The sequence below is a fragment of the Pseudomonas sp. FSL R10-0056 genome, assembly GCF_009600105.1.
GTDB classification, from domain to species: Bacteria; Pseudomonadota; Gammaproteobacteria; order Pseudomonadales; family Pseudomonadaceae; genus Aquipseudomonas; species Aquipseudomonas bubulae.
The window spans coordinates 1-24,474 of sequence record NZ_WIWL01000216.1; the positions used below are offsets into that span (position 1 = coordinate 1).

General features: G+C 59.3%; 25 protein-coding genes. 9 read left to right on the forward strand and 16 right to left on the reverse strand.

The genetic code is table 11. The features are described from left to right. The 4 genes from GHO42_RS21355 to quiC form a co-directional block, all read right to left on the reverse strand. Positions 1-187: DUF4880 domain-containing protein (locus tag GHO42_RS21355; protein ID WP_178114940.1), on the reverse strand; the 187-nt coding region annotated here is incomplete at its 3' end. A gap of 86 nt (positions 188-273) precedes the next feature. After that, positions 274-780, reverse strand: a complete 507-nt coding sequence (locus GHO42_RS21360; RefSeq protein WP_095039261.1) for an RNA polymerase sigma factor — start codon at positions 778-780, stop codon at positions 274-276. A gap of 103 nt (positions 781-883) precedes the next feature. After that, complete coding sequence (locus tag GHO42_RS21365) at positions 884-1,561, reverse strand: TetR/AcrR family transcriptional regulator (protein WP_095021298.1); 678 nt, start codon at positions 1,559-1,561, stop codon at positions 884-886. Positions 1,562-1,628: 67 nt separating this feature from the next. Then, a complete protein-coding gene (gene quiC, locus GHO42_RS21370; protein ID WP_153328491.1) occupies positions 1,629-3,539 on the reverse strand; it encodes a 3-dehydroshikimate dehydratase QuiC in 1,911 nt (636 codons plus the stop codon). 244 nt (positions 3,540-3,783) lie between these two features. Between quiC and GHO42_RS21375 the strand changes: the two genes are divergently transcribed. Together GHO42_RS21375 and GHO42_RS21380 are read left to right on the forward strand one after the other, a co-directional pair. Then, complete coding sequence (locus GHO42_RS21375) at positions 3,784-5,112, forward strand: MFS transporter (protein WP_094999385.1); 1,329 nt, start codon at positions 3,784-3,786, stop codon at positions 5,110-5,112. Positions 5,113-5,135: 23 nt separating this feature from the next. After that, entirely contained in the window at positions 5,136-6,020 is an 885-nt protein-coding gene (locus GHO42_RS21380; RefSeq protein ID WP_094999386.1) for a DMT family transporter, read from the forward strand. Positions 6,021-6,085: 65 nt separating this feature from the next. Here the strand turns inward: GHO42_RS21380 and pcaG are convergent, their stop codons facing one another. The 3 genes from pcaG to pcaQ form a co-directional block, all read right to left on the reverse strand. Beyond that, positions 6,086-6,691 (reverse strand): protocatechuate 3,4-dioxygenase subunit alpha, encoded by a 606-nt coding sequence (pcaG, locus tag GHO42_RS21385; RefSeq protein WP_133143795.1) that lies wholly within the window; start codon positions 6,689-6,691, stop codon positions 6,086-6,088. Positions 6,692-6,702: 11 nt separating this feature from the next. Beyond that, positions 6,703-7,422, reverse strand: coding sequence for a protocatechuate 3,4-dioxygenase subunit beta (pcaH, locus tag GHO42_RS21390; RefSeq protein WP_016779340.1), 720 nt, complete (start codon positions 7,420-7,422; stop codon positions 6,703-6,705). Positions 7,423-7,520: 98 nt separating this feature from the next. Continuing rightward, positions 7,521-8,450, reverse strand: a complete 930-nt coding sequence (gene pcaQ, locus GHO42_RS21395; protein WP_094999389.1) for a pca operon transcription factor PcaQ — start codon at positions 8,448-8,450, stop codon at positions 7,521-7,523. Between the two features lie 201 nt (positions 8,451-8,651). Between pcaQ and GHO42_RS21400 the strand changes: the two genes are divergently transcribed. Together GHO42_RS21400 and GHO42_RS21405 are read left to right on the forward strand one after the other, a co-directional pair. Further along, positions 8,652-9,545 (forward strand): neutral zinc metallopeptidase, encoded by an 894-nt coding sequence (locus GHO42_RS21400; RefSeq protein ID WP_153328493.1) that lies wholly within the window; start codon positions 8,652-8,654, stop codon positions 9,543-9,545. Then, positions 9,546-10,532 (forward strand): alpha/beta fold hydrolase, encoded by a 987-nt coding sequence (locus tag GHO42_RS21405; RefSeq protein WP_153328495.1) that lies wholly within the window; start codon positions 9,546-9,548, stop codon positions 10,530-10,532. It abuts the gene before it with no gap. Positions 10,533-10,698: 166 nt separating this feature from the next. Here GHO42_RS21405 and GHO42_RS21410 read toward each other — a convergent pair whose 3' ends face one another. The 3 genes from GHO42_RS21410 to GHO42_RS21420 all read right to left on the reverse strand — a co-directional run bounded on the left by GHO42_RS21410 (position 10,699) and on the right by GHO42_RS21420 (position 12,810). Continuing rightward, positions 10,699-11,289, reverse strand: a complete 591-nt coding sequence (locus GHO42_RS21410) for an HAD family hydrolase (RefSeq protein WP_095018403.1) — start codon at positions 11,287-11,289, stop codon at positions 10,699-10,701. Next, a complete protein-coding gene (tesB, locus tag GHO42_RS21415) occupies positions 11,286-12,155 on the reverse strand; it encodes an acyl-CoA thioesterase II (RefSeq protein WP_094999393.1) in 870 nt (289 codons plus the stop codon). The genes GHO42_RS21410 and tesB overlap by 4 nt, the downstream gene beginning before the upstream one ends. Before the next feature lie 85 nt (positions 12,156-12,240). Beyond that, positions 12,241-12,810: a GNAT family N-acetyltransferase gene (locus GHO42_RS21420; RefSeq protein ID WP_095018405.1), complete on the reverse strand. Its 570-nt coding sequence runs from the start codon at positions 12,808-12,810 to the stop codon at positions 12,241-12,243. A 91-nt stretch (positions 12,811-12,901) separates the two neighbouring features. On the opposite strand from GHO42_RS21420, the gene GHO42_RS21425 reads away from it, so the two are divergent. Further along, the gene (locus GHO42_RS21425) at positions 12,902-13,822 is read left to right on the forward strand and encodes a histone deacetylase (RefSeq protein ID WP_095018406.1); all 921 of its coding nucleotides are present in this window, start codon (positions 12,902-12,904) and stop codon (positions 13,820-13,822) included. A gap of 223 nt (positions 13,823-14,045) precedes the next feature. After that, positions 14,046-15,287: a TIGR03862 family flavoprotein gene (locus tag GHO42_RS21430; RefSeq protein WP_153328497.1), complete on the forward strand. Its 1,242-nt coding sequence runs from the start codon at positions 14,046-14,048 to the stop codon at positions 15,285-15,287. 86 nt (positions 15,288-15,373) lie between these two features. Here GHO42_RS21430 and GHO42_RS21435 read toward each other — a convergent pair whose 3' ends face one another. The 5 genes from GHO42_RS21435 to GHO42_RS21455 all read right to left on the reverse strand — a co-directional run bounded on the left by GHO42_RS21435 (position 15,374) and on the right by GHO42_RS21455 (position 19,722). Continuing rightward, positions 15,374-16,711 (reverse strand): DEAD/DEAH box helicase, encoded by a 1,338-nt coding sequence (locus tag GHO42_RS21435; protein ID WP_094999397.1) that lies wholly within the window; start codon positions 16,709-16,711, stop codon positions 15,374-15,376. 67 nt (positions 16,712-16,778) lie between these two features. Further along, positions 16,779-17,669 carry a drug/metabolite exporter YedA gene (gene yedA, locus GHO42_RS21440; RefSeq protein ID WP_094999398.1) on the reverse strand — a complete coding sequence of 297 codons (891 nt, stop codon included), beginning with the start codon at positions 17,667-17,669 and terminating at the stop codon, positions 16,779-16,781. Positions 17,670-17,812: 143 nt separating this feature from the next. Beyond that, a complete protein-coding gene (locus tag GHO42_RS21445; protein ID WP_095018408.1) occupies positions 17,813-18,424 on the reverse strand; it encodes a PolC-type DNA polymerase III in 612 nt (203 codons plus the stop codon). Positions 18,425-18,452: 28 nt separating this feature from the next. After that, positions 18,453-18,929, reverse strand: coding sequence for an NYN domain-containing protein (locus GHO42_RS21450; protein ID WP_094999400.1), 477 nt, complete (start codon positions 18,927-18,929; stop codon positions 18,453-18,455). 124 nt (positions 18,930-19,053) lie between these two features. Beyond that, on the reverse strand, positions 19,054-19,722 hold the full coding sequence (locus tag GHO42_RS21455) for a DUF2076 domain-containing protein (RefSeq protein WP_094999401.1): 669 nt from the start codon (positions 19,720-19,722) through the stop codon (positions 19,054-19,056). A 175-nt stretch (positions 19,723-19,897) separates the two neighbouring features. Between GHO42_RS21455 and GHO42_RS21460 the strand changes: the two genes are divergently transcribed. From GHO42_RS21460 to GHO42_RS21470, 3 genes are all read left to right on the forward strand, one after another. Continuing rightward, positions 19,898-20,557 carry a YciC family protein gene (locus GHO42_RS21460; RefSeq protein ID WP_094999402.1) on the forward strand — a complete coding sequence of 220 codons (660 nt, stop codon included), beginning with the start codon at positions 19,898-19,900 and terminating at the stop codon, positions 20,555-20,557. A gap of 91 nt (positions 20,558-20,648) precedes the next feature. After that, positions 20,649-21,731: an endonuclease/exonuclease/phosphatase family protein gene (locus tag GHO42_RS21465; protein ID WP_095018410.1), complete on the forward strand. Its 1,083-nt coding sequence runs from the start codon at positions 20,649-20,651 to the stop codon at positions 21,729-21,731. 183 nt (positions 21,732-21,914) lie between these two features. Continuing rightward, entirely contained in the window at positions 21,915-23,360 is a 1,446-nt protein-coding gene (locus GHO42_RS21470; protein ID WP_095018411.1) for an aldehyde dehydrogenase family protein, read from the forward strand. Between the two features lie 103 nt (positions 23,361-23,463). Here the strand turns inward: GHO42_RS21470 and GHO42_RS21475 are convergent. Next, positions 23,464-24,474, reverse strand: a 1,011-nt coding sequence (locus GHO42_RS21475) for an ATP-dependent helicase C-terminal domain-containing protein (RefSeq protein ID WP_306108757.1), incomplete at its 5' end; no start/stop codon positions are given.

Genomic DNA, 24,474 nt, shown 5'->3' on the forward strand with positions numbered 1-24,474 from the left:
CCAAATCCCCCAGCGCTGCCCAGGTCTGCTCGGCAAAGCGCAAGGCCTCTGGATGGCGCTTATCGGCCGCCAGCCACTGCTCCAGTTGCGCCTGCGCCTCCTCGCTCAACGCACCCGCGTGCAGACGCACCGCCCACTCGGCGGCCGCTTCAGTAATGCTCTGCTGTTCGGGGCCTTGGCTCATCAGGTGTGAATCTCTATTTCTCGTTATATATAAGCAGTGACGTCTCGCCGGCTAAAACTCAGTAAGCCGTTCATCCACATATTTGAAAGTTATTTCTCGGGCTCTTGTAGACGCTGCATGACGTAAGCCAAGGCTTTCGACAGATGCTTCTGCACTGAGCTGTCGGAAATTTCAAGATGGCGGGCAACCTGGGCGTGGGTCATGCCCTCGATGCGGTTGAGACGGAAGATTTCCTGAGTCCTTTCGGGCAACTCGGACAATGCCTGCTTTAGAGCCATGCGCTGTTGTTCAGCCATCGCCTGGGCCTCCAGCCCTGCCATTTCGTCTTCGATTTCGGCCAGTGCTTCATGGGGGACCGTATCGGTCTTGCGCCGGGTTTCCTGACGGATATGATCGACCAGCAGGTTGCCAGCAATGCGATAGAGGTAACCGGGGGAGTTGTCGATGTGCTCTTTGCGGCCACGCTCGGCCATGCGCAGAAAACTTTCCTGCACCAGGTCCGCGGCCAGCTGTGGGTCTCGTACCTTGCGCGCCAGATACCCGCGCAGGGTACTGGCATGCTTGAGGAACAAGCCCTTGAGATCCGTATCCAACAAACCGACTCCCTGAGCATGAAGGAAAGGGGCCGCTATCTTACTTTTTGTCGAGAATGATTTTCAATTGGTATTGTGTTTCATTAGTACAAAGTGTGCCGCCTGTTCACGCCTGCAAATAGCGCAATACGGCATCACACATCATGTCGCGCTGACGCTGCTTGACCTGCAGATCAGAGAAGTCGACCTGGAAAATTTCACCCAGGGTGTAGCGATTCGATACCCGGTAAAAACAGAATGAGCTGACCAGCAAATGCACATCCAGCGGGTTGAGCCCGGCACGGAACACCCGTTGTTCAACCCCGCGCTGCAGGATGTTTTCAAGTGCCTGCACGATCGTGTCGTTCATGGCCTTGATGCCTTCGGAGCGCTTGATGTACTCGCCCTTGTGGATATTTTCGATGCTGACGATACGTACAAAATCCGCATTCATGTCGTGGTGGTCGAAGGTGAATTCCACCAGTCGTTGAATCGCCAGAACCGGCTCAAGCTGATCCAGATTCAAGCAGCTTTCGATGCTGCGGATTTCGCCGTACAACTTCTCCAGCACCTCGACGTAGAGTTGCTCCTTGCTGGTGAAGTAGTAATAGATCATGCGCTTGGAGGTTTTAGTGCGCTCGGCAATCGCATCCACCCGCGCCCCCGCCAGGCCTTGTTCGACGAACTCGACAATGGCTTCTTGCAGGATATTTTCCCGGGTCTTTTCAGGGTTGTTCTTACGGCTTTTACGCGGTTCGACTACCGGTGCCGTGGCGCCGGTATCGACTTCTGGAGTATTGGTCATTTAAGGCTCACGGCCAGGTTGGAGTGCCCGGGATTATGGGGCGCCCCGCCCCATGAAGGAAGTCGCCCTACAACTTTGCCTGACGCACCGCACCACTGCGTGACTTGGCCATCGCCGCCAGGCGCACCGCAACGTTCGCCGCGCCATACCCGGCATAGCCATTTTTGCGTTGCAGCAGCTCGAAGAAAAACCGCCCTTCAAACGCCTCGGTGTACACATGAAACAGCTCGCCACCCTGGGCATCGCGGTCATACAGCACGTTGAAATAGGCCAGTTTGCTCAGGAATTCGTCATTGAAATCGAAGCGTGCAGCCAGGTCGTCGTAATAATTGAGCGGGATATCCAGCAGCGGCACGCCTGCGGCTTTGGCGCGGCTGACTTCGGCGAACAGGTCGTCACACTCAAAGGCGATATGGTGCACACCCGAGCCGCGATAACTCGACAGAGCATGTGAGATGGCGGTGTTTCTGTTCTCGGAGATATTCAGCGGCAAGCGAATCGAGCTGCAACGACTACGCAGCGCGCGGCTCTTTACCAGACCATAGGGGTCGGGGAGCACCACTTCGTCATCGGCTTCGAAATCCAGCAGGCTCTTATAGAACAGTACCCAGCTGTCGAGGCTGTCGGCGGGTAATGCCATCGCCATATGATCGATGCGTTTAAGGCCGCCCTGGGGTGATGGGGCTGACGTGAGGTTGAAGTCAGATTCATACAACGGCTTGCCGGTAGCGTCTTTGTCCACCAGATAAATCAGGCTGCCATCGGGCGCACGCACTGCCGCCAGCTCCAGTTCGTTAGGGCCGACCAGCCCGCGATAAGGCTGCCCCTTGTAGGCCACGGCACGGGCCAGTGCGCTGGCACTGTCTTGCATCCGAATGGCAGTGGCACATAAAGATGGACCGTGGGCCTCAAAAAAGTTATGGGCAAAAGAATAGGGTTCGGCGTTGAGGATCAGGTTGATATCACCCTGGCGCAGCAAGCTCACATTTTTTGAGCGGTGCTGCCCGGCCTTGCTGAAACCCAGTCGCTCGAGCCAGTGGGTCAGTTGCGCGCCCTGGCTTTCATCCACGGCAAATTCGAGAAACTCGATGCCGTCGTACGGGCTGGCAGCGGGCGGGGCGAACAATGGCTCCAAGGTAGCGACCGGGGCATTTTGCAGGGCAAGCCGCTCGCGGGTTTTCTCTTCCAGATACAGCAACGAACGCAAGCCATCGGCCGCATTGGCGCGGGGCGGAGCGGCGCGAAAACCGTCGTTGAAGATCTCCAGCGACAGCGGCCCGGTGTAGCCACTTTGTATGATCGGTGCCAGGAAGCCTGGCAGATCGAACTCGCCCTGCCCCGGGAAACAGCGGAAGTGACGGCTCCACTCCAGCACATCCATCGCCAGAATCGGGGCGTCTGCCATCTGTACAAAGAAGATTTTGTCACCGGGAATCTGCGCAATGCCACTCGGGTCACCCTTGAGGGACAGGGTGTGGAAGCTGTCGAGCAATACGCCGAGGTTGGGGTGATCGACCTCGCGCACCAGGTCCCAGACCTGTTGCCAGGTGTTGACATGACGGCCCCAGGCCAGGGCTTCGTAACCAATACGCAGATTGCGCGCCCCGGCGCGCTCGGCGAGCAGGCTCAGGTCATCGAGCAGAATCTGCCGGTCACCCACCGAATCCGTTGCGGCATTGCTGCACACCAGCACCAGATCGGTGCCCAGCTCCTGCATCAGGTCAAACTTGCGTTCGGCGCGGTCGAGGTTGCGGGCCAAACGATCGCGGCGGCAGCCTTCAAAATCACGAAACGGCTGAAACAGGCTTATTTCCAACCCCAGATCGGTACATATCTGACGCACCTCTCGGGGGCTGCCGTCATAATACAGCAGGTCGTTTTCAAAAATTTCGACCCCGTCAAAACCTGCCGCCGCAATGGCATCGAGCTTTTCCGGCAGGGTGCCGCTCAAGGAAACCGTGGCGATCGAACGCTTCATTTATAACTCCCAGGATTGGCGCAGCCTGCAGGCGACGGCATTTCTTAATGGCTTGATTATTAAGGGCGCCCTATTATTGAGCAACCAATCTGTACCAACCGGTTAGTTTTGCGTGCGATTATCGAACAATATGGCCTATCTTGAATTGACGACTTTTTGTCCACTCGCCACCATCAAGCCCGTACTCCCTGCGTCACTTGTTGTGCAACACCACATAAAAATTCCAAGAAACGGGTAAACATCCATGGTCCCTTCTCCGACTGCACGCACCACTTCTGCCCATGCTCCAAACGCAGGAATCGGTGACAAGATTCGCGGCACCCTGGCGACTGGCAAAACCCGTTGGGGCATGCTCGCACTGGTGTTTTTCGCCACCACCCTCAACTTTATCGACCGTGCTGCCCTGGGCGTAATGCAACCGATCCTGGCCAAGGAGATGAGCTGGACGGCGATGGATTACGCCAACATCAACTTCTGGTTTCAGGTGGGCTACGCCATCGGCTTCGTGCTGCAAGGCCGACTGATCGACCGTGTCGGGGTCAAGCGCGTGTTCTTCTGCGCCGTGTTGCTGTGGAGCCTGGCCACCGGCGCCCATGGCCTGGCCACTTCGGCGGTGGGCTTTATGATCTGCCGCTTTATCCTCGGCATCACTGAAGCCGCCAATTACCCGGCCTGCGTAAAAACCACGCGCCTGTGGTTCCCGGCCAGCGAGCGCGCCGTGGCCAGCGGCATCTTCAACGCCGGCACCAACGTAGGCGCCATGTTCACGCCGATGATGTTGCCGCTGGTACTGCATGTGTGGGGCTGGCAGGCGGCCTTTTTGTGCATGGCAGCCTTGGGGGGTATCTGGCTGATCTTCTGGGGTTTGAAGTACTACAACCCGGAAGAGCACCCGACCGTCACCAAGGCCGAGCTGGACTACATCCAACAAGAGAAAGAGCCTGAGCAAACCACCGTCTCGTTCGGCACCATCCTCAAGATGCGCGGCACATGGGCATTCGCCTTGTCCTACGCCATGACGGCACCGGTGTTCTGGTTCTACCTGTACTGGCTGCCGCCGTTCCTGAACCAGCAATACAACCTGGGCATCAGCGTGACGCAAATGGGCATCCCGCTGATCATCATCTACATCACTGCCGATTTCGGCAGTGTGGGCGGCGGGATCCTGTCATCGGTTCTGATCAAACGCGGCATGGCGGCAGTCAAGGCGCGCCTGGTGTCGATGCTGTTGTGTGCCATCAGCATCATCGGCGTGGTCATGGCCGCAGGCTCCAGCCAGCTGTGGGTCGCCGTGGGCGCCATTGCCCTGGCCCTGGGTGCGCACCAGGCCTGGACGGCCAACGTGTGGAGCATGGTGATGGACTACACGCCCAAACATATGATGGGCACCGTGTTCGGCTTTGGCGGCATGTGCGCTGCGATCGGCGGGATGTTTATGACCCAGTTCGTGGGCTATGTGCTGACGGTCACCAACAATAATTACACCTTGCTGTTCACCATGATTCCAGCGATGTACTTCATTGCGTTAGTGTGGATGTACTTCATGGCACCGCGAAAAATCCCGCAGGTTTAGCGCATAGAACACCGAGGTATTCGATGACATTACCCACACCCCTTTCGGGGGTGAACCAACCCTTGAAGGGCATCTTGCTGATTGTGACGGCCACAGCGCTGTTCTCCAGCCATGATGCGCTGTCCAAGTACCTCAGTGGTTTTTACCCGGTGGTGATGGTGGTGTGGGCACGTTACCTGGTGCATACCGTATTGATGGCAGGGATCTTTCTGCCGCAGTCGGGGTTGCGTGTACTGCGCAGCAAACGGCCTTTGCTTCAGGTGTTGCGGGCTATCTGCCTGCTGGGTTCGGGCCTGTTCTTCACCTATGGCTTGCTGTTTATCCCGCTGGCTGAAAATACCGCGGTCAACTTTCTGGCACCGCTGCTGGTGGCGGCCTTGTCCGGGCCGCTGCTGGGCGAGACGGTCACGCGGGGGCAATGGTTGGCGGTGGTGTGCGGCTTTATCGGCGTGGTCATCATCATCCACCCGGGTGGCGAACTGTTTACCCCAGCGGTGTTACTGCCGATGGCGGCGGCGTTGTGCTTTAGCTGCTATCAAATCCTCACGCGCAAACTCAGCGCGTACGACAGCCCTACCACCAGCAACTTTTTTGCCGGGCTGTTCAATGTGCTGGTGATGAGTGCGCTGGTGCCTTTTTTCTGGCAAACGCCAACCCTGACCCACGGCCTGCAAATGCTGGCTTTGGGCAGCCTGGGCATGACTGCGCACTTGCTGCTGACCCAATCGTTTCGCGTTGCTGCACCGGCATTGCTGGCGCCATTCAGTTACTGCCAGATCGTATTCTCGGGGATATTGGGCTGGTTACTATTTGACCACACCCCTGACCTGGCCAGCCGGGTCGGTATTGCGATTATCTGTGCCAGCGGGTTGGCGGCGGCGTGGCAGCAGCGGCGCAGCCGCACATAATTCCCGTAGCAGCTGCCGAAGGAACGAGGCAGCTGCTACAGATTTTGCATTTGCCTCATATCCTTTTAAAAGTCGAAGAACACCGTCTCGCCTTCGCCCTGAATGCGGATGTCAAACCGATAGGCCGTTTTGCCATTTACTTCGCAACGCTGGGCGATCAGGGTTTCACGCCGTTGCGGCTGTTCGATCAGGTTAAGCACCGGGCACTTGGCATTGGCTTCTGGCTCATCGCTAAAGTACAGCCGCGTCTGCAAATGGATGTTGATACCCCGGGCAAACAGCGACACGTTGATATGCGGCGCCATCGGCACGCCAGCTGCGTTGTTCACCACGCCCGGCTTGATGGTATTGAGTGCCCACTCACCCGCATCGAAGGTGGTGGCGGTGCGACCAAAGCTGTTGAAAGCTTTTTCCGAGTCGAAGTTTTCGTCATAGACCCCTTTATGGTCGGCTTGCCAAAGCTCCAGAAAAGAGTCGCGCACCAGGTGGCCATTACCGTCATAAACGTTGCCAAACAGCACAATATGCTCGCCCGCAGCATCGGGTCTGGCCATTTCGCTCCAGATTTCCTCTGGACGCGACGGGTTGCCGGCCGCAGCCAGCGCCAGGCCGATATGCACGTAGGGGCCAGCAGTTTGCGATGGGGTTTCCGGTAGCAGTTCGATAGGCATGACGGGGCTCCTCAGCAGTTTTCGAAGTGAGTCTGGCGCTGACCGCGCAGCACAATGTCAAAACGATAGGCCAGACAATCCATCGGATTGGCCGCGCCCATGTCCAACCGGGCAATCAGGCTCTGCACGGCATCGGCGTTGGTAATCGATTTGACGATCGGGCACATGGGGATCATCGGATCACCTTCGAAGTACAGCTGGGTAATCAGGCGCGTGGCAATCGAGGGGCCACTGATGGAAACGTGGATATGCGCCGGGCGCCAGTCATTAGGCCCGTTACGCCACGGGTAAGGCCCTGGCTTGACAGTGCGAAAGCTGTAATAACCTTCACTGTCGGTCAAGGTGCGGCCCACGCCGCCGAAGTTTGGGTCCAGCGGCGCCAGGTAGCGGTCGTTCTTGTGACGATACCGACCGCCAGCGTTGGCCTGCCAGATTTCCACCAAGGTATGAGGAATCGGCTTGCCATATTGATCGCGCACGCGACCTGCCAGGATGATCCGCTCGCCTATCGGCAAACCGCCATTATTGAAATTCAGCAGCAAGTCGTTGTCGAACTTGCCGAACTTAAGGTGGGAAAAGTCAGGCCCGCTGGTCTCACTCACCGATTGCGGGATGCTCACCAGCGCCTGACGCGGGGAACGGGCAATGGAAGTCTTGTAGTCAGGGGTCAGAGCTTTGGGGTGCCAGTTGCGGTCACGGATGATAAAGCGCCGGCTGTCTGCATCAGACATGTCGATCTCCTGTTGTTTTTATAAAGGCTGGGCGCCAGTTTTAACCAACAGGGGCGTAACGACTATTGAAAAGGCCAGGCCTATCCATAACCAAATGGTTATGGATAAATGCCTTCGCCGTAAGCTTGGCCCAATTCACGCAAAACCTCGACACACCCTTGCGCTGCCACCGACATCGGCACATGGGCGTTGCTGCAAATACCGATCGAACCGCCCGGCTCACGCTGGCCCAGGTCGATTTCTTGCAGCTCGCCACTGGCCAGGTCCAGGCGCACGGCATCCAGCGGGGCGATCCACACCGCATCGTTGCGCAGCACATAACGCCGGCTGAGGGTGATCGACAGGGTTTCCAGGCGCTGGCGGGACTGGCTGATGCCGCACTGCACAAACAGGCTGTCGGCAAAGGTGCGAATGGTGGTGTTGGCCAATGGCAAAACCAGCGGGTAATTTTCCAGCTGGCTGCGGTCCAGCGGTCCCCGGATCAAGGGGTGATCTGCGCGCACCACCAGGGTCATGGATTCGCTGTAGAGATGCTCAAAATTCATACCCTGAATTTCCGGGCTATCGGTCATGCGCCCCACTACCAAATCGACATCGCCTACCCGTAACTGCGATAACAGATAGGCGCTGGGCCCGGTCACGACGCTCACCACCAGCGACGAATGCCTGGCGTGCAGGCGCTGCACCAACTCGGGTATCAGCAGGCTTTCTACCGTCGACAACACCCCCAGACGCACCGTACCGCCCACGTATTCGCCACCCCGCAGAGCATTCACACCTTCCCGCAAGGCCTGCACCGAAGGTGTCGCATAACGCAGAAAGGCCACCCCGGCCTCGGTCAGGGTGACCCCGCTTTTACTGCGTACAAACAGGCTGACCGTCAGTAACTCCTCAAGCTCCTTGAGGGTTTTTGACATCGCTGGCTGGCTTACCGCCAGCACATCCGCCGCCCGCGCCAGGCTGCCCTGGCGCGCCATCTCCAAAAAGCATACGAGGTGGCGGTACTTGATACGGGTATCGATATTCACAGGGCTAACAACTCCGGGGCGGGGATTGGCGTGGCGTATTCAACCACTTCAGCCCGATGCCCGGAACTGTATTAAGGCGTTCAGGTCTTTTTAGCGCAATGCCATACTCGCCCCCCACCCAAGAAACGTCTGACAGCCGGGCTGGCATTGTCCCGACTCAGCAACAACACTTGAACACACGATTTATCAGAGGACTCCCCCATGCTTTGGAAAAAAGGTCGACGTAGCGATAATGTCGAAGACGTACGCGATCAAGGCACCGGTGGTGGTGGCGGGATGCGGTTTGGCGGCGGCAAAGGTCTGAGTTTGATAGCCGTGGTGGTGATTGTTGGCATCGGTTTGTTGACCGGGCAGGACCCCATGCAGATCCTCGGACAGTTAAGCGGCCAGCTCACCGAACAGTCTTCGCCTCAGGTCAGCCAGCCAGCCGGTCGCGCACCGGCGGCCAATGACGAGCAGGCCGATTTTGTACGGGCGATTCTGGGTGACACAGAGGACACCTGGCGCCAAGTGTTTCAGCAAGCCGGACGCAGCTATAAAGACCCGACCCTGGTGCTGTTTCGCGGCCAGATCAATTCGGCCTGCGGCTTTGCAACAGCTGCCAGCGGGCCGTTTTATTGCCCGGCCGACCAGAAGGTCTATCTGGATATGAGTTTCTTCCAGGAAATGGCCCAACGCTTCAAGGCTGCTGGCGATTTTGCCCAGGCTTATGTGATCGCTCACGAAGTTGGCCATCATGTGCAGACCTTGCTGGGCGTGTCGTCGAAAATGCAGATGGCCCGTCAACAAGGCAAACGTATGGAAGGCGATGGTGGCTTGCTGGTGCGCCAGGAATTGCAGGCCGACTGTCTGGCCGGGGTGTGGGCCAACCTTGCGCAAAAACGTCACAATTGGCTGGAAGCAGGCGATATAGAATCGGCCTTGAACGCCGCCAATGCCATTGGCGATGATCGCTTGCAGCAGCAAAGCCAGGGCCGTGTGATGCCGGACTCTTTTACCCACGGCACATCGGCACAACGGGTGAAGTGGTTCAAGACCGGTTTTGCCCAAGGCAATATCAACCAGTGCGATACCTTCTCGGCAGCGAGGCTTTAAATGGGAATACGCTCTATCGCTTCATTAATAGGCCTGATGCTGGCCTGCTCTGTGGTTCAAGCAGCCGAGCACGGAGTTAAAGAACTCAGCCCCGAACATCTCAAGATCGGCCCCGGCGAGTTGAGTGTCGGGGTGAGTCAGGACTGGAAACAGCCACTGCCTCAGGTGCAACGCGCACTGATCGTGATTCATGGTCGTCTGCGCAACGCCCAGACGTATTTACACAGCGCCGAGCAAGCCGCGACGCAGGCCGGGCAGCTGTCCACAACCCTGGTCATTGCACCGCAGTTTCTCAATGAAAGCGATGGCTCGCGCCATACCTTGCCCGACAATGTGCTGCGCTGGCATGCCAATGACTGGATGGCCGGTGACCCTGCTGTGAGCCCACAGGCACTGAGTTCCTACGCGGCACTGGATCAGATCCTTGAGCGTCTTGATGACCGCAAGCGCTTCCCGGCCTTGCGCGAGGTGGTGATTGCCGGGCACTCCGGGGGTGCTCAAGTGGTGCAGCGCTATGCCCTGACCACCCAGGCCGACAAGGCCTTGCAGGCAGACGGGATCAAGGTGCGCTATGTAGTGGCCAACCCGTCTTCTTATGCCTACTTCAATGCACAGCGACCGATTCCGACCTTTGATGCTGCAAACTGCCCGGGCTTCAATACCTGGAAATACGGGCTCAAGGATCTGCCAGCCTACGCAGATGGGCAAAAACACCGACAGTTGGAACAGGCCTATATAGAGCGCGACATTACCTATCTGCTAGGCGCCAAGGACATCGACCCCAACCACCCGGCGCTTGATAAAGGCTGCGAAGCCGAGGCCCAGGGGGCGTTCAGGCTGGTAAGGGACAAGAACTACTTTGAGTATTTGACCCAGCGCCATCCACAAGGGCTCAATCAACGGTTGATTGAAGTGCCCGGGGTGGGGCACAACGGCGATCAGATGTTTACCTCGCCTGAAGGTCAGAAGGCGTTGTTTGGCGAGTAAGAGCACCCTTTGTAGCAGCTGCCGAAGGAACGAGGCTGCGTTCGATTGCAAAGCGATCGTGAAGTCTGAGTGCACGGTTTAACTGACTCACCGCGCTGCCTGGATTTACGACGGCTTCGCCGTCGAACGCAGCCTCGTTCCTTCGGCAGCTGCTACGCGTATTTCGTTAACCGAGCAACCGGCGCAGCGCGTAGCAGTCTTTGGCATGCCAGTCGGTCAGTTCCGGCCACGGGTTTTCAGGAACATTGACCAGTACGGTTTTGCTGCCTGCCGCGCGACCACACGCCAGGTCAAAGTAGTAATCCCCCACCATTACCATGTTCGCCGCTGCTACATCCCATGCCCGCGCCAGTTGCAGCAGGCCGTCCGGGTCGGGTTTGTGCGCCGCGTTGTCCCGGCCCAGTACATCCTCGGGCGCAAAGCATTCGCCCAGGCCAATGGCCTTGAGGGTGATATGCGCCAGCTCCTGGGCATTTCGGGTCAGTATCCCCAGACGACAGCCACGAGCCGCCAGGTCGCGCACCAGCTCAACCGCGCCCGGCGCGGCGGTGGAGGCCTGTGCCAGCTCGCGTTCATGCTCCAGCAGCCAGGCGTGTTTGGCCGCCGCCACCTCGGTGGGCAGGCCGTTGAGATGAGTGAGGATATCGGCATCCGCCGGGATCTCCAGCTCACGGCGGATCAGGGCAAAGTCATGCACGGCAACAGTCAGGGTGCCGTCCATGTCGAAAACCCAGTGTTTGACGTCCTTGAGTGTCATGCCCAGTCCTTGCGATGGCGGATCAACCCTTCCTGCGTGACCGAAGCCACCAGTTGGCCAGCGCGGTTGTAGACACTGCCACGGGAGAATCCACGGGAATTGCCCGCCCATGGACTGTCCATGGCGTAGAGCAACCAGTCATCGGCACGCAGGTCGGCATGGAACCACAGTGCGTGATCAAGGCTGGCGACCTGCATATCGTTTTGCCATACCCCTTTGCCATGGGGCAGCAAGGACGTGGTCAACAAGCCGAAGTCCGAGGCGTAGGCCAGCAGGTACTTATGCAGCGCCGGGGTATCGGGCAAGGTGCCGTCGGCGCGAAACCACACGTACTTGATCGGATCAGTAACCTTGGGGTTGAACGGGTCTTCTCCTACCACCGGGCGGAACTCGATAGGCTTGGCGCACAGCAGTTTTTCCCGCATCGACTCGGGGATCAGGTGCGCACGCAGGCGCATCATGTCCAGTTCCGAGGGCAGATTCTCAGGGCCCACAACGTCAGGCATAGTCGTCTGATGTTCAAAACCGCCTTCGTCGTACTGAAACGAGGCGCTGCTGGTAAAAATCGGCTGGCCCTTCTGGATCGCGGTCACCCGGCGCGTGCTGAAGCTGCCGCCGTCCCGCACGCGATCAACCTGATACACCACGGGCAAACCGGCATCACCAGGGCGCAGGAAATAGCCGTGCATGGAATGCACATGGCGGGCGTCTTCAACCGTCTGGCTCATGGCCGACAGCGATTGACCGAGCACCTGACCACCGAACAACTGGCGAAAGCCCAAGTCCTGACTGCTGCCGCGAAAGAGGTTCTCTTCGATCGGTTCCAGGGTCAGCAAATTGACCAGATCATCCAACACTTGGCTCATTCAGATTCTCCTCACACAGAGCATTACCGTCGTAATCTTCGTTACGCAGGTCAAAATTTTCGGCTTGCGCCGCTAAACACACCGCCTAGCCGTGCAGGGTTTCCAGCCACTGTGCCCGCGTGATCCGGTACAGCACATGGGGTCTGAGCGGGTCGCCTGCGGGCAGCAAGGGGTGTTCAAAATCACCGTCGACATCGTGCTGCATGCCAATCGCCTGCATGACTTTTTGCGAGGGCAGGTTCAGCTCGCTGGTAAACGACACCACCTGGTCCAGGGCCAGGCGATCAAAGGCGCAGCGCAACACGGCCCAGGCCGCCTCACTGGCGTAACCCAGGCCCCAGTGTTCGGGAGCCAGACGCCAGGCGATTTCTACGGCAGGGGTAAACGGCGCCTCGAACGACACATTCATCAGCCCGGTAAAGCCGATAAAGGCACCGGTGTCCTTGCGCTCCAATGCCCATACCCCGTAGCCATATTCGGCAAAGTGACCACGAACCCGGCCAATCAGCGCGGCGCTTTCAAGGCGGCTCAGGGGCGCCGGAAAATAGCGCATCACCTGAGGGTCGGCGCACATGGCAGCGAACTCGGGCAAGTCTGTGTCACGCCAGGGGCGCAAGTGCAAACGGGCACTTTCGAGCTCTTTGATCTGCTCCATCCGTCCTCTCCGATTTGTTACCGGGCTTTACATATGATGAGAGTGTACAGCGCTGGTAATATCCAGCGCTCGTTACGACGCGAAAATCCCTATGCCAGTGCCGCTGATTTACCACGATGACTACAGCCCGCAGTTCCCAGCGGAGCATCGTTTTCCTATGGATAAGTTCCGCCTGTTACGCGATCACCTGGTCGACTCCGGGCTGACCCTTGATGCAGAGCTGCTGCGTCCCGAATTATGCCCTGTGGATATCCTCGCCCTGGCCCATGACCGCAGCTATATCGAGCGCTATATGGCAGGCGAGCTGGCCCGCGAAGATCAACGCCGCCTGGGCCTGCCCTGGAGCGAGGCACTGGCGCGACGTACCGTTCGCGCCGTGGGCGGATCTCTGCTGGCCGCCGAGCAGGCGCTTGAGCACGGCCTGGCCTGCCATCTGGCGGGCGGCACTCATCACGCGCACTACGATCACCCGGCGGGTTTTTGCATCTTCAACGATCTGGCGATCATCAGCCGCTATATGCTGGAAAGCGGCCGGGTAAACCGCGTACTGATTTTTGACTGCGATGTGCATCAGGGCGACGGTACTGCGCGAATTCTTGAACATACGCCGGATGCCATTACCGTTTCCCTGCACTGCGAAAAAAACTTTCCGGCACGCAAGGCGCAAAGCGACTGGGACATCGGCCTGCCTATGGGTATGGGCGATGCTGAATATTTGCAAGTGGTGGACGAGGCGCTCAATTACCTGCTGCCGTTGTATCAACCGGATCTGGTGCTGTATGACGCCGGGGTCGATGTGCATAAAGACGACGCCCTGGGCTATTTGAAGCTCACCGATGAAGGTGTGGCGGCCCGTGACGAGAGCGTGATGCGCCACTGCCTGGGTCGCGACATACCGGTGGTCGGGGTGATTGGCGGCGGATACAGCAAGGATCGCAAGGCCCTGGCGCGCCGCCACGGGATATTGCATCACAGTGCACAGAAGGTCTGGCTGTCATCAGGTTGTCACTGAGGTGTGATTTTACCCACAATGCCTGTGGAACTGCCTGTGGATAACCTGAGTGAAAGCGCCTGCAGGGCACAGAGAACATGGCCTCCAGAGGGCTGTATGTTTTTCGTACAGCCATCGCTATCTCTGTAGCAGCTGCCGAGGGACGAAGGCTGCTGCTACAGGGGATCTGCTCCGCCCAGTCAGGTAGAATGCCCGGCCTATTTCGCCGATTTGCAGCCCTGCCATGACTGAACCCTCCACACTCCCTTCCCGTCACGTCGCCATTATTGGCGGTGGCCCCGCCGGTTTGATGGCCGCCGAAGTGTTGAGTCAGGCTGGGGTGAAGGTCGATCTCTACGATGGCATGCCGTCGGTGGGCCGCAAGTTTCTGCTGGCCGGGGTCGGCGGCATGAATATCACCCATTCCGAAGCCTACCCGGCTTTCCTGTCGCGCTACGCCGAACGCGCACCGCAGATGGCACCGTTGCTGCGCGCCTTCGATGCCGATGCGTTGTGCCAGTGGATTCATGAGTTGGGGATCGAAACCTTTGTCGGCAGTTCCGGCCGGGTGTTCCCCACCGATATGAAAGCCGCGCCGCTGCTGCGCGCATGGCTCAAGCGCCTGCGCGAGTCCGGTGTAGTTATCCACACCCGCCACCGCTGGCTGGGTTGGCAGGCCGATGGCCAGTTGCTGGTGGACAGTCCCGAAGGCCAAAAGCAGCTCAACCCCGACGCGGTGCTACTGGCCCTGGGCGGTGGCAGTTGGGCGCGACTGGGCTCGGACGGTGCCTGGTTGCCCTTGCTGGCTGAGCGCGGCGTTGACCTGGCCCCCTTGCAGCCGAGCAATTGCGGGTTTGATGTGGCGGGCTGGAGCGAGGTGCTGCGCAGCAAGTTCGCCGGCGCCCCGCTGAAAAACATCGCCATTGCCCTGGAACACAGCACGCCGCGCCTGGGCGAATGCGTGATTACCGCCACAGGCATTGAAGGCAGCTTGATTTACGCCTGGTCGGCGCCGATTCGTGAAGCGATCAATCAACAGGGTGAAGCGACGATCCTGATCGACCTGCTGCCGGGCAAGCCTGTGGATAAAATCCAGGTAGCCTTGGCCAAACCCCGCGGCTCACGCTCGATGAGCAAGCATTTGCACAGCCAGCTGGGGATTGATGGGGTAAAAGCGGCGCTGTTGCGCGAGCTGGCGCCTGCAGAATGCTTCAATGACCCGGCGCAACTGGCTCAGGCCATCAAGGCGCTACCGTTGAAGCTGATAAAAGCCCGCCCCTTGGACGAAGCCATCAGCAGCGCCGGTGGCGTGCGGTTCGAGGCTGTGGATGAAAATCTGATGCTCAGGCAATTACCCGGCGTGTTTTGTGCAGGCGAGATGCTGGATTGGGAAGCACCCACCGGCGGCTACTTGCTCACGGGCTGTTTTGCCAGTGGTCGTGCCGCAGGGTTAGGGGTATTAAGCTGGTTGAAGGCTAAACGTTGACCGTCCCTGTGGGAGCGAGCCTGCTCGCGAAGGCCGTTCGCGAGCAGGCTCGCTCCCACAGTTGGAGTTTTTAGCCTCGACCGGGCTTACGGCTTGCGCTTGCGCGGGCCGGTGTTGAATACAGGCACTTTGCGCACCGGCTTTACCGATGGCTCGGCAGGTGCTGCTTCGCCGCTATCCACCCATTTGCCCAGATTGCGCTTGCCGCCACCGCCCGAGGTTTTCGGTTTTTTCGGCTTCTTCGGCTTTTTGATCACCTGCCCCGAAGCATCAGTTTCAGGCACTCGGTGCTCAGGCTCGAAATCCTGCTCTTCGTGGCGTGGCAACGTCTGACGGGTCAACATCTCGATCGCCGACAGCATGTTTACTTCATCAGCACAGACCAGGGAAATGGCCTCGCCTTTCTGACCGGCACGACCGGTACGGCCAATGCGATGGATGTAGTCTTCGGCCACGATGGGCAGGTCGAAGTTGACCACCAGCGGCAGGTCTTCGATGTCCAGGCCACGGGCAGCCACATCGGTAGCCACAAGAATCTGCACTTCGCTGGCCTTGAAGCGGTCCAGCGCCCGTTGGCGCGTGGCCTGTGGCTTGTCGCCATGAATACCGTCAGCGTTGATCCCCAGACCTTGCAGCTTGCCTACCAATTCATCGACACCGTTGCGGGTCTTGGCGAACACCAGGACCTGCTTCCAGTGCTGGGTGCGCAACAAGTGCAAAAACAGCTCGGCCTTGCGCTTTTTGTCGACCGGGATGACCCACTGCTTGACGCTGCTGGCCGCCACGTTGCGCGGGCTGACTTCGATGCTCAGCGGGTTGTCGAGCATCTGCTCGGCCAACAGGCGGATCGCGTCAGAAAAGGTCGCCGAGAACAGCAGGGTCTGACGCTTTTTCGGCAAGGCGCGGTAGATATCACGCAGCTCTTCGGAGAAGCCCAGGTCGAGCATGCGGTCAGCTTCGTCGAGGATCAGGGTTTGCAGCTGGTTGAACTTGATCGCTTTCTGGCGATAGAGGTCCAGCAGACGGCCCGGTGTGGCCACCAGTACATCAACGCCTTTGCGCATTTTCATCATTTGCGGGTTGATGCTGACACCGCCGTACACCGCGTAGGTGCTCAACGGCAGGTGTTCGGCGTACTGGCGAATGCTTTCGTGAACCTGTTCGGCCAGTTCGCGGGTCGGCACCAGCACCAGTGCACGCACCGAGTTGCTGGCCACTTTCGGGCCTTCCATGGTCAGCGACTGCAGCAACGGTAAAGCGAAACCGCCAGTTTTGCCGGTACCGGTCTGGGCCGCAGCCATCAGGTCGCGACCAGCCAGTACTGCGGGAATCGCTTGGGCCTGAACCGGGGTTGGGGTCTTGTAGCCGAGCGTCTCAAGGGCGCGCAGCAGGGGTTCGATCAGGCCAAGGGTGGCGAATGTCATGGGGATACCGTCGAAAAAGGTCAGCGCGTGGGTGCATAAGTTGCAATGGCGCGCAGTTTACCCTAATTCAGGCCGGTTTCTGCTTGCGCCACTGTGGCAAACCGATCAACACCACCGCACTGATGATGACCGCCATGGCCAGGCACTCCTCAAAACCGATGCTCTCGCCGGCAAAGGCAATCCCCAGCATGACCGCCACCGCCGGATTGACGTAGGCATAGCTGGTGGCCGCCGCCGGCCGCACATTCTTAAGCAGGTACATATAGGCGCTGAAGGCGATGATCGAGCCGAAGAACACCAGATACAGCAGCGCACCCCAGCCTGCAGCGGTGGGCATTTGAGTCATGCGCTCGCCACTGAGCAGACTGCCCGCCAGCAATACGGCACCGGCGGTGAGCATTTCCGCAGCGCTGGCCATTGGCCCTGCTGGCAGTGGCAAGTGGCGGCTCCACACCGAACCAAAGGCCCAGGCCGCGGCGGCAAAGATCACCATTGCCGCGCCCATTGGACTGGCCTGCAGGTTGGAGCCCAGGTTGAGCATGCCGATGCCGATCAGCCCCAGGACAATCCCGGCCCATTCCAGGCGGGTGTTGCGGTTGCCCCAGAAGTAACCAAACAGCAGGGTGAACAGGGGCACGGTGGCTACGGCCAGGGCGGCGACGCCGGAAGCTACGCCCGAGTGTTCGGCCAGGGTCACACCGCCGTTGCCGCACGCCAGCAACAGAAAGCCGATCATGGCTGCCGAACGCCATTGCACGGCAGTGGGTGCGGGGGCACCGCGCCAGCGCATAAAGCCATACATCAGGCTGCCCGCAATCAGGAAGCGCACGCCAGCCATCATCAACGGGGGCCAGGACTCAATACCGATGCGGATAGCCAGATAAGTCGAGCCCCAAATGATGTACAAGGCAAAAAAAGCACCGATCAGTTGTAGCGGAAAACGACGTGCGGCAGGCATGAAGGCAGCTCAAGGGCAGAGGCAGGGGACTGGAGAGTTTAGACAGGGCGCCGGGAAATAATAAGTAACAGAACGCACCAAAAGGGGCCGTACACTTTTCGATGGAGATCAAATAGCCCTCTCCCAAAGGGAGAGGGTCGCTTTTAAAACCCGCGATACCGCTTGAGATGCTCATTGATCTTCGCCGCCGGGACTTTCTGCAAGCTGCACAACAGGTCGTGGTTCAATTCACGTAACCCGTGCTTCTGGCGCAGTTGCTCAGCCAGGTGAGCCGTCAAGTTGGCCGCCATTTCCGCATCGGCCATGGCCCGGTGAGCTTTGCCGGTGTGGGGCAAGTCGGCAAAGGTGGTCAGCGTGCCAAGCTTGTGGTTAGGCGCCGCAGGCATCAGGCGACGCGCCAGCAACAATGAACAGGCGAAGTTCTGTAAACGGGTGCGCTTGATGCGGCCCATTTCAAAATCCCAGAATTTTTGGTCAAACGCAGCATTGTGCGCCAGCAACGGGGTAATGCCGACGAACTCGTTGACCTCGTTCATCACCTGCTCAGCCGACGGCGCGGTGCGCAACATGGCGTTGCTGATGCCGGTCAACTGCTCGATAAACCCAGGCACCCGCACACCGGCATTCATCAGGCTTTGATAACGCTCGACAATGCGACCGCGCTCAAGAATCACCACGGCAATTTCAGTGGCCCGGCAGGTGCTGCTCGGGGAGATGCCGGTGGTCTCAAAGTCAATTACCGCGATGCGTTCCAAACCTGGTCAATCCTGTAAAAAATAAGGGTTACTTAAGCAGCAAATTGCCTTCAATCGGCACATAGCGGCTGGCAGCGCGAATCAATGAATTGGCCGTCAGACCGGGCACACCGTAGGCCACGGTTTCAACCCCATGCTTGCTGGCAATACGCTCCAGGAGCAGGTCGAAATCACCGTCACCCGAGGCCAGTACCACTTCGTCGACATTGGCTGCCGAGTCCATGATATCGATGGTAATGCCCACATCCCAGTCGCCCTTGGCCGAGCCATCGCTGCGCTGGATATAGGGTTTGAGTTTTACGATAAAACCGAGGTTGCGCAGGATCTGCTGAAACTGCTGCTGCTTGCTGTCACCCCGGTCAATCGCATAGGCATAGGCTTCGACAATTTCACCGCGCTTGCTGATATCAGCCCACAGGGCGGCGTAATTGAAATGGCAGCCATAGGCCTGGCGAACCGTGTAATAAAGGTTCTGCACATCCGCGAAGACCGCAATTTTTTTCACCGGCAAACCTCATGGCGCCCGGGCAGCGGGCACGCGACTGAAAAACAAGGCTGCAGTATGCCAGCCTGCCGGGGGTTTGCGCGGATAAACCGCCCGGCGTGCAATAAGGCACCGGGCGATGAAGTCAAACGTAGGAGTCGTCGTCAGAAAAGAAGCCGTCATCGTCCAGGCCGACGTCTTCAATTCCCGAGCCGCTATTGGCGTATTGCTGGTTGCCGCTGCCCCAGCCAGCGTCGCTGACAGAACCTGGTTGTTCGATGATCTCCTCGACAATCTGCGGCTGCTGATTGTGGTGGAACAGGCTACTGATGCCTTGCGCCAGCATCACGCCGCCCGCCACACCCGCTGCCGTTTTCAGGGCTCCGCCCAAAAAGCCGCTGCCCAATGCTGGGGCCGGCGCCGCTGCTGCTGGCTGAGGGGCCACGACAGGAGCCGCTGCCGGGCCATCACGCCAGCCCCCGGTGCCCGACGTTGGGCCGGGCGTGGGAGCCGATACCCGATCGCCACCGCCAAAAAGTCCCGACAGAAAGCTCCCCCCAGATGGCGCAGGTGCCGCAGCAGCCTTCGCCTGAGCCAGTTCTGCCTGCAATTGCTTGTTCTGCTGGTCGAGTTGCTTGAGCGCAGCCTCTTGCACCAGCAGCGCCTGAGCCATGTAGTACGTTGCCGCAGGCTGACGCGCCAGATGTTCATTGATCCGCGCCTGGGCCTGGGCATCGCGCGGGGCTGATCCTGCCTCGGCCTGCTGCAACCGTGTAAACAACCCGTCAATCAGGCTTTGCTCTTCGCTGTTCATGACAACCTCTTTCGATTGCAGATAGAAACCTGCCCCTTGCATTACGCAGAAGCTCAAACGCGTTATTGGGGCACTACAACCCGTTTCAACAGCATCAGGCCTGCGTGAACTTTTGTTCATCTTGGCGTCTCATCGGTTAAAGTGACGCACCGCTCTTGACTGCTGACAACTGCCAATGAATCCGCTGACTGTTCTTCGCGACTCCCTGTACTTCTTCCAGCGCAATCTGAGCCAGATCGTAACGCTGTGCCTGCCGCTGGTCATCCTTGAAGCTGTGCTGCAGCACATTGTCGACAACGCCGCAGGCCCGGATGCATCGCCCGGTTATGGCCTGGTTGTCGGACTGCTGCTGTACCCTCTGTACACCGCCGCCCTGATCCTGTTTCTCGATGCCCGCAGCCAGGGCGAAAGCCCGCGCAACCGCGACCTGCTGGCCTCGGCGGTTAATCTTTGGCCCAAATTCGCCCTGCTCTCGGCAATCAGCACGCTGCTGATCGTGCTGGGGCTGTCGATGTTTTTTATTCCGGGCATTTTCCTCACCGTGGTACTGGCCTTCTCCGAGTACCGACTGGTATTGCGTGGTGATGCTCCGCTGGCGGCCATGAAGTCGAGCTTCACCCTGACCCGCGGGCATTTCTGGCGGATTTTCGTTTGCATACTGGCCGTACTGGGCCCTCTGATGTTGCTCAAGGAATTCAGTTACACCCTGTTTTCCAAAGACGACAACACACTGCTATCGCTGGCACTCGATAGCGCCAACAGCTTCTTGCAGTTGTTTGTTTCCGTCGTACTGTTTCGTTTATTTATGTTGATCAGCGAAAAGTCAGAACTATAAAAACAGAAATTTCCTACACAAAGAACCTTGGAAGGCCGCACTGCCGTCGGGTATGTTCGAGCCTTCCCTGTAACGTTATTAAGTCGAGCTCATGTCACGTTTATTACGCCGCACCGCATCAGGTTTGCTGCTGATCTCAGCGCTGCTGGCATGTCTGGTTTATAGCGTTACATGGCGGCCCGGTGCCCGCGAGGTGCTGCCCCTGACGTGCCCCGGCACCGCCCCGGTGCTGGTACCAGGCCAGGCGCTCAAGGTAATGACGTGGAACATCCAGTACCTGGCCGGCAAGCGCTATGTGTTCTGGTACAACCTGGCTGACGGCAGCGGCCCTGACACCCGCCCCACCCGGGAAGACATGGCCTTCAGCCTTGATGAGGTAGCGCGGGTCATACGTGACGAACGCCCGGATCTCGTGCTGTTGCAGGAAGTCGATGACAACGCCAAGGCCAGCGATTACCAGAACCAGCTGGCCCTGCTGCAAGAACGCCTGATCGACCTCTACCCCTGCAGCACCCAGGCCTTTACCTGGAAGGCCGACTTTGTGCCCGACTGGCATATTTTCGGCAGTGTCGGACGCTCTCTGGTCACCCTCAGCCGCTTCCAGATCGAACACGCAGAACGTCTGCAATTGCCCCTGGCCGATACCAACTTTCTCAGCCGTCAGTTCCAGCCCAGGCCCGCGCTGCTGGTCAACTACCTGCCGCTCAATGATGGCGGGCAACTGGCAGCAATCAATACACAACTGGATGCGCCCTCCGCCAACAACAGCAACCTGCGCCTGCAAATGCAGACTGTCGCCGAACTGGCCGACAAGCTGGAAGGCCAGGGCACGCCGTGGTTGATCGGCGGGGACTTCAACCTGCTGCCCATCGGCCAGTACTTGCGCCTGCCCGAGCCATTGCGCCAGGGCTACTCGCAAGACAGCGAGTTGCACCTGCTCTGGGAAAAGTACCCGATGATCCCCAGCAACCCTGAAGCTACCGGCATCGACCGCGAACTGTGGCTGACCCACTTTCCCAATCTCCCCGACGCGGACGAGCCCGACCGTACGCTCGACTACCTCTTCCACAGCCCCAAGCTGCAGCGCATCGAAGGCTATGTGCGCCAGGAAGACACCCAGACCATCTCCGACCACCTGCCGGTGCTGGCCCGATTGCTGCTGCCTGCAGACTGACCCTGTGGGAGCGAGCCTGCTCGCGAATACAGTCTTCGCGAGCAGGCTCGCTCCCACAGTTGAAACCCAATCAGACGGTTCCCTCCCTCGCTCAGTTTCGCCGCGCCGATTGTTTTTGCCTGAAGTCGTACGATGACGTATAACTACAGGAAATCGATGCCTGTCCACGTGTGGAGAAATTTGATGACTGGTTCAAAGCGTTTCGACAATTACATCGGTGGCGAGTGGGTAACAGCCACTGAATACAGCACCAATATCAACCCCTCCGACCTGAGCGATGTGATTGGCGAATATGCCAAGGCTGACGTCGCCCAGGTCCAGACTGCCATTGATGCGGCACGGGCTGCGTTCCCTGCCTGGTCGACCTCCGGCATCCAGGCGCGCAGCGATGCGCTGGACAAGGTCGGCAGCGAAATCCTCGCCCGCAAGCAAGAACTGGGCACCCTGCTGGCTCGCGAAGAAGGCAAGACCCTGCCCGAAGCCATCGGTGAAGTGAGCCGTGCCGGCAATATCTTCAAGTTTTTCGCCGGTGAATGCCTGCGCCTGTCGGGCGATTACCTGCCCTCGGTACGCCCGGGGGTGCATGTGGAGGTCACCCGTGAAGCCCTGGGCGTGGTTGGCCTGATCACGCCATGGAACTTCCCCATCGCCATCCCCGCCTGGAAGATCGCCCCGGCCCTGGCCTATGGCAACTGTGTAGTGTTCAAGCCGGCCGATCTGGTACCGGGTTGCGCCTGGGCACTGGCCGAGATCATTGCTCGCGCAGGCTTCCCGGCAGGCGTGTTCAACCTGGTGATGGGCAGCGGCCGCGTGGTCGGCGACGCTATCGTCAACAGCCCGAAAGTGGACGGTATAAGCTTTACCGGCTCGGTGAGCGTCGGTCGCCAGATCGCCATCAGCTGTGTGTCGCGCCAGGCCAAGGTGCAGCTGGAAATGGGCGGTAAAAACCCACAGGTCATCCTCGACGATGCCGACCTCAAGCAAGCTGTCGAACTGGCGGTGCAGAGTGCGTTTTACTCCACCGGCCAGCGTTGCACCGCCTCCAGCCGCCTGATTGTTACCGCGGGCATCCACGACAAATTCGTCGAGGCGATGGCCGAGCGCATGCGTTCGATCAAGGTCGGGCATGCCTTGCAGGCCGGGATTGATATCGGCCCGGTGGTGTCCCGAGCGCAGCTCGACCAGGATTTGGGTTACATCGACATCGCCCGCAACGAAGGCGCCCGCCTGGTTGCCGGAGGCAGCCTGGTGACCTGCGATACCGAGGGTTATTTCCTGGCCCCGGCCCTGTTTGCCGACAGCACGGCCGACATGCGCATCAGCCGCGAAGAAGTGTTCGGCCCGGTAGCCAATATCATCAAGGTTGCAGACTACGAAGCCGCCCTGGCGATGGCCAATGACACCGAGTTTGGCTTGTCGGCGGGTATTGCCACGACCTCGCTCAAATATGCCAATCACTTCAAGCGTCATTCCCAGGCAGGGATGGTGATGGTCAACCTGCCCACGGCGGGGGTGGATTACCACGTGCCGTTTGGCGGGCGCAAAGGCTCGTCCTATGGCTCGCGCGAGCAGGGCCGCTATGCGCAAGAATTCTACACCGTGGTCAAGACCAGCTATATCGGGTCGTGAAGCTCTACTCACCGCGTTGATGCCATCGCGAGCAAGCCCGCTCCCACAAGAACTGCGCAATTTTTGTGGGAGCGGGCTTGCTCGCGATGCGTACGCCCGGTCGCTACACCTTACGCGGCTTGATCCGCGCCGTGGCTTCGGCCACCAGCGGATCATCGGGCCAGTAATGCTTGGGGTAGCGCCCCTTCAAATCTTTTTTCACTTCGGCATAGGTACTTCGCCAGAAGTTGGCCAGATCCTGGGTTACTTGCACCGGACGCCTTGCCGGAGAAAGCAGGTGCAACTTGACCACCTGGCGCCCGCCCGCAATACGCGGGGTGTCCGCCAGCCCAAACAACTCTTGCAGGCGCACCGCCAGAATCGGCGGGTGTTCGCTGTAGTCCAGCCGCACCGAAGACCCTGAAGGCACCTTGATATGGTGGGGCGCCAGTTCGTCCAGGCGCTGGGGCATCGGCCATTTGAGCATGTTATGCACAATGCTCGACAGGTCGAGGCTGGCAAAGTGACTGAGCCGCGACACACGCCCCAGATACGGCCCCAACCAGTCTTCAAGCCCGGCCAGCAAGGCGGCATCGCTGACGTCGGGCCATTCACTGTGCCCCTGGATCTGCAGGTCCAGTTGACGCAACAACGCTACCCGCGCCTGCCACTGGCGCAGCTCGGGCGTCCACGGCAACAGCTCCAGGCCCTTGCGTCGCACCAGATTGATCAGCGCTTGCGTACGGGCCGCTTCGTCGAGCCCGGTCAATGGCTCGCGACTGAGGACCAGCTCGCCGACCTTGCGCTGGCGCTCGGCACGCAGCACGCCCTCGCGCTCATCCCAGTCCAGTTGATCAACAACGCTGACCTGCTCGCTCAAGACACCCTCGAGCAAGGCAGGATCAAACTCGGCCGCCAGATAAATGCGCTCTTCGCGCTGCCCCTGACGGCTGCCCAAATCGGCGATGACCAGCCAGGGTTGTTTCATCAGGCCATCCACTTCGCTGAACAACGCCGCACGGCCATTGGCCAGACGATATTCCGCCCCACCGGGTTTACGCTGTTGGGCGACCCGATCGGGGTAGGCCAGCGCCAGCAAGGCACCCAGCCAGCGCGGGTGGTCGGGGTCGGCGAC

Excerpts from the sequence above, each read along its gene's own strand:
- GHO42_RS21365 (WP_095021298.1), bottom strand. The coding sequence starts at position 1,561 with ATGACCAATACTCCAGAAGTCGATACCGGCGCCACGGCACCGGTAGTC.
- quiC (WP_153328491.1), bottom strand. The coding sequence starts at position 3,539 with ATGAAGCGTTCGATCGCCACGGTTTCCTTGAGCGGCACCCTGCCGGAA.
- GHO42_RS21375 (WP_094999385.1), top strand. The coding sequence starts at position 3,784 with ATGGTCCCTTCTCCGACTGCACGCACCACTTCTGCCCATGCTCCAAAC.
- GHO42_RS21380 (WP_094999386.1), top strand. The coding sequence starts at position 5,136 with ATGACATTACCCACACCCCTTTCGGGGGTGAACCAACCCTTGAAGGGC.
- pcaG (WP_133143795.1), bottom strand. The coding sequence starts at position 6,691 with ATGCCTATCGAACTGCTACCGGAAACCCCATCGCAAACTGCTGGCCCC.
- pcaH (WP_016779340.1), bottom strand. The coding sequence starts at position 7,422 with ATGTCTGATGCAGACAGCCGGCGCTTTATCATCCGTGACCGCAACTGG.
- GHO42_RS21400 (WP_153328493.1), top strand. The coding sequence starts at position 8,652 with ATGCTTTGGAAAAAAGGTCGACGTAGCGATAATGTCGAAGACGTACGC.
- GHO42_RS21405 (WP_153328495.1), top strand. The coding sequence starts at position 9,546 with ATGGGAATACGCTCTATCGCTTCATTAATAGGCCTGATGCTGGCCTGC.
- GHO42_RS21410 (WP_095018403.1), bottom strand. The coding sequence starts at position 11,289 with ATGACACTCAAGGACGTCAAACACTGGGTTTTCGACATGGACGGCACC.
- tesB (WP_094999393.1), bottom strand. The coding sequence starts at position 12,155 with ATGAGCCAAGTGTTGGATGATCTGGTCAATTTGCTGACCCTGGAACCG.
- GHO42_RS21420 (WP_095018405.1), bottom strand. The coding sequence starts at position 12,810 with ATGGAGCAGATCAAAGAGCTCGAAAGTGCCCGTTTGCACTTGCGCCCC.
- GHO42_RS21425 (WP_095018406.1), top strand. The coding sequence starts at position 12,902 with ATGCCAGTGCCGCTGATTTACCACGATGACTACAGCCCGCAGTTCCCA.
- GHO42_RS21430 (WP_153328497.1), top strand. The coding sequence starts at position 14,046 with ATGACTGAACCCTCCACACTCCCTTCCCGTCACGTCGCCATTATTGGC.
- GHO42_RS21435 (WP_094999397.1), bottom strand. The coding sequence starts at position 16,711 with ATGACATTCGCCACCCTTGGCCTGATCGAACCCCTGCTGCGCGCCCTT.
- yedA (WP_094999398.1), bottom strand. The coding sequence starts at position 17,669 with ATGCCTGCCGCACGTCGTTTTCCGCTACAACTGATCGGTGCTTTTTTT.
- GHO42_RS21455 (WP_094999401.1), bottom strand. The coding sequence starts at position 19,722 with ATGAACAGCGAAGAGCAAAGCCTGATTGACGGGTTGTTTACACGGTTG.
- GHO42_RS21460 (WP_094999402.1), top strand. The coding sequence starts at position 19,898 with ATGAATCCGCTGACTGTTCTTCGCGACTCCCTGTACTTCTTCCAGCGC.
- GHO42_RS21465 (WP_095018410.1), top strand. The coding sequence starts at position 20,649 with ATGTCACGTTTATTACGCCGCACCGCATCAGGTTTGCTGCTGATCTCA.
- GHO42_RS21470 (WP_095018411.1), top strand. The coding sequence starts at position 21,915 with ATGACTGGTTCAAAGCGTTTCGACAATTACATCGGTGGCGAGTGGGTA.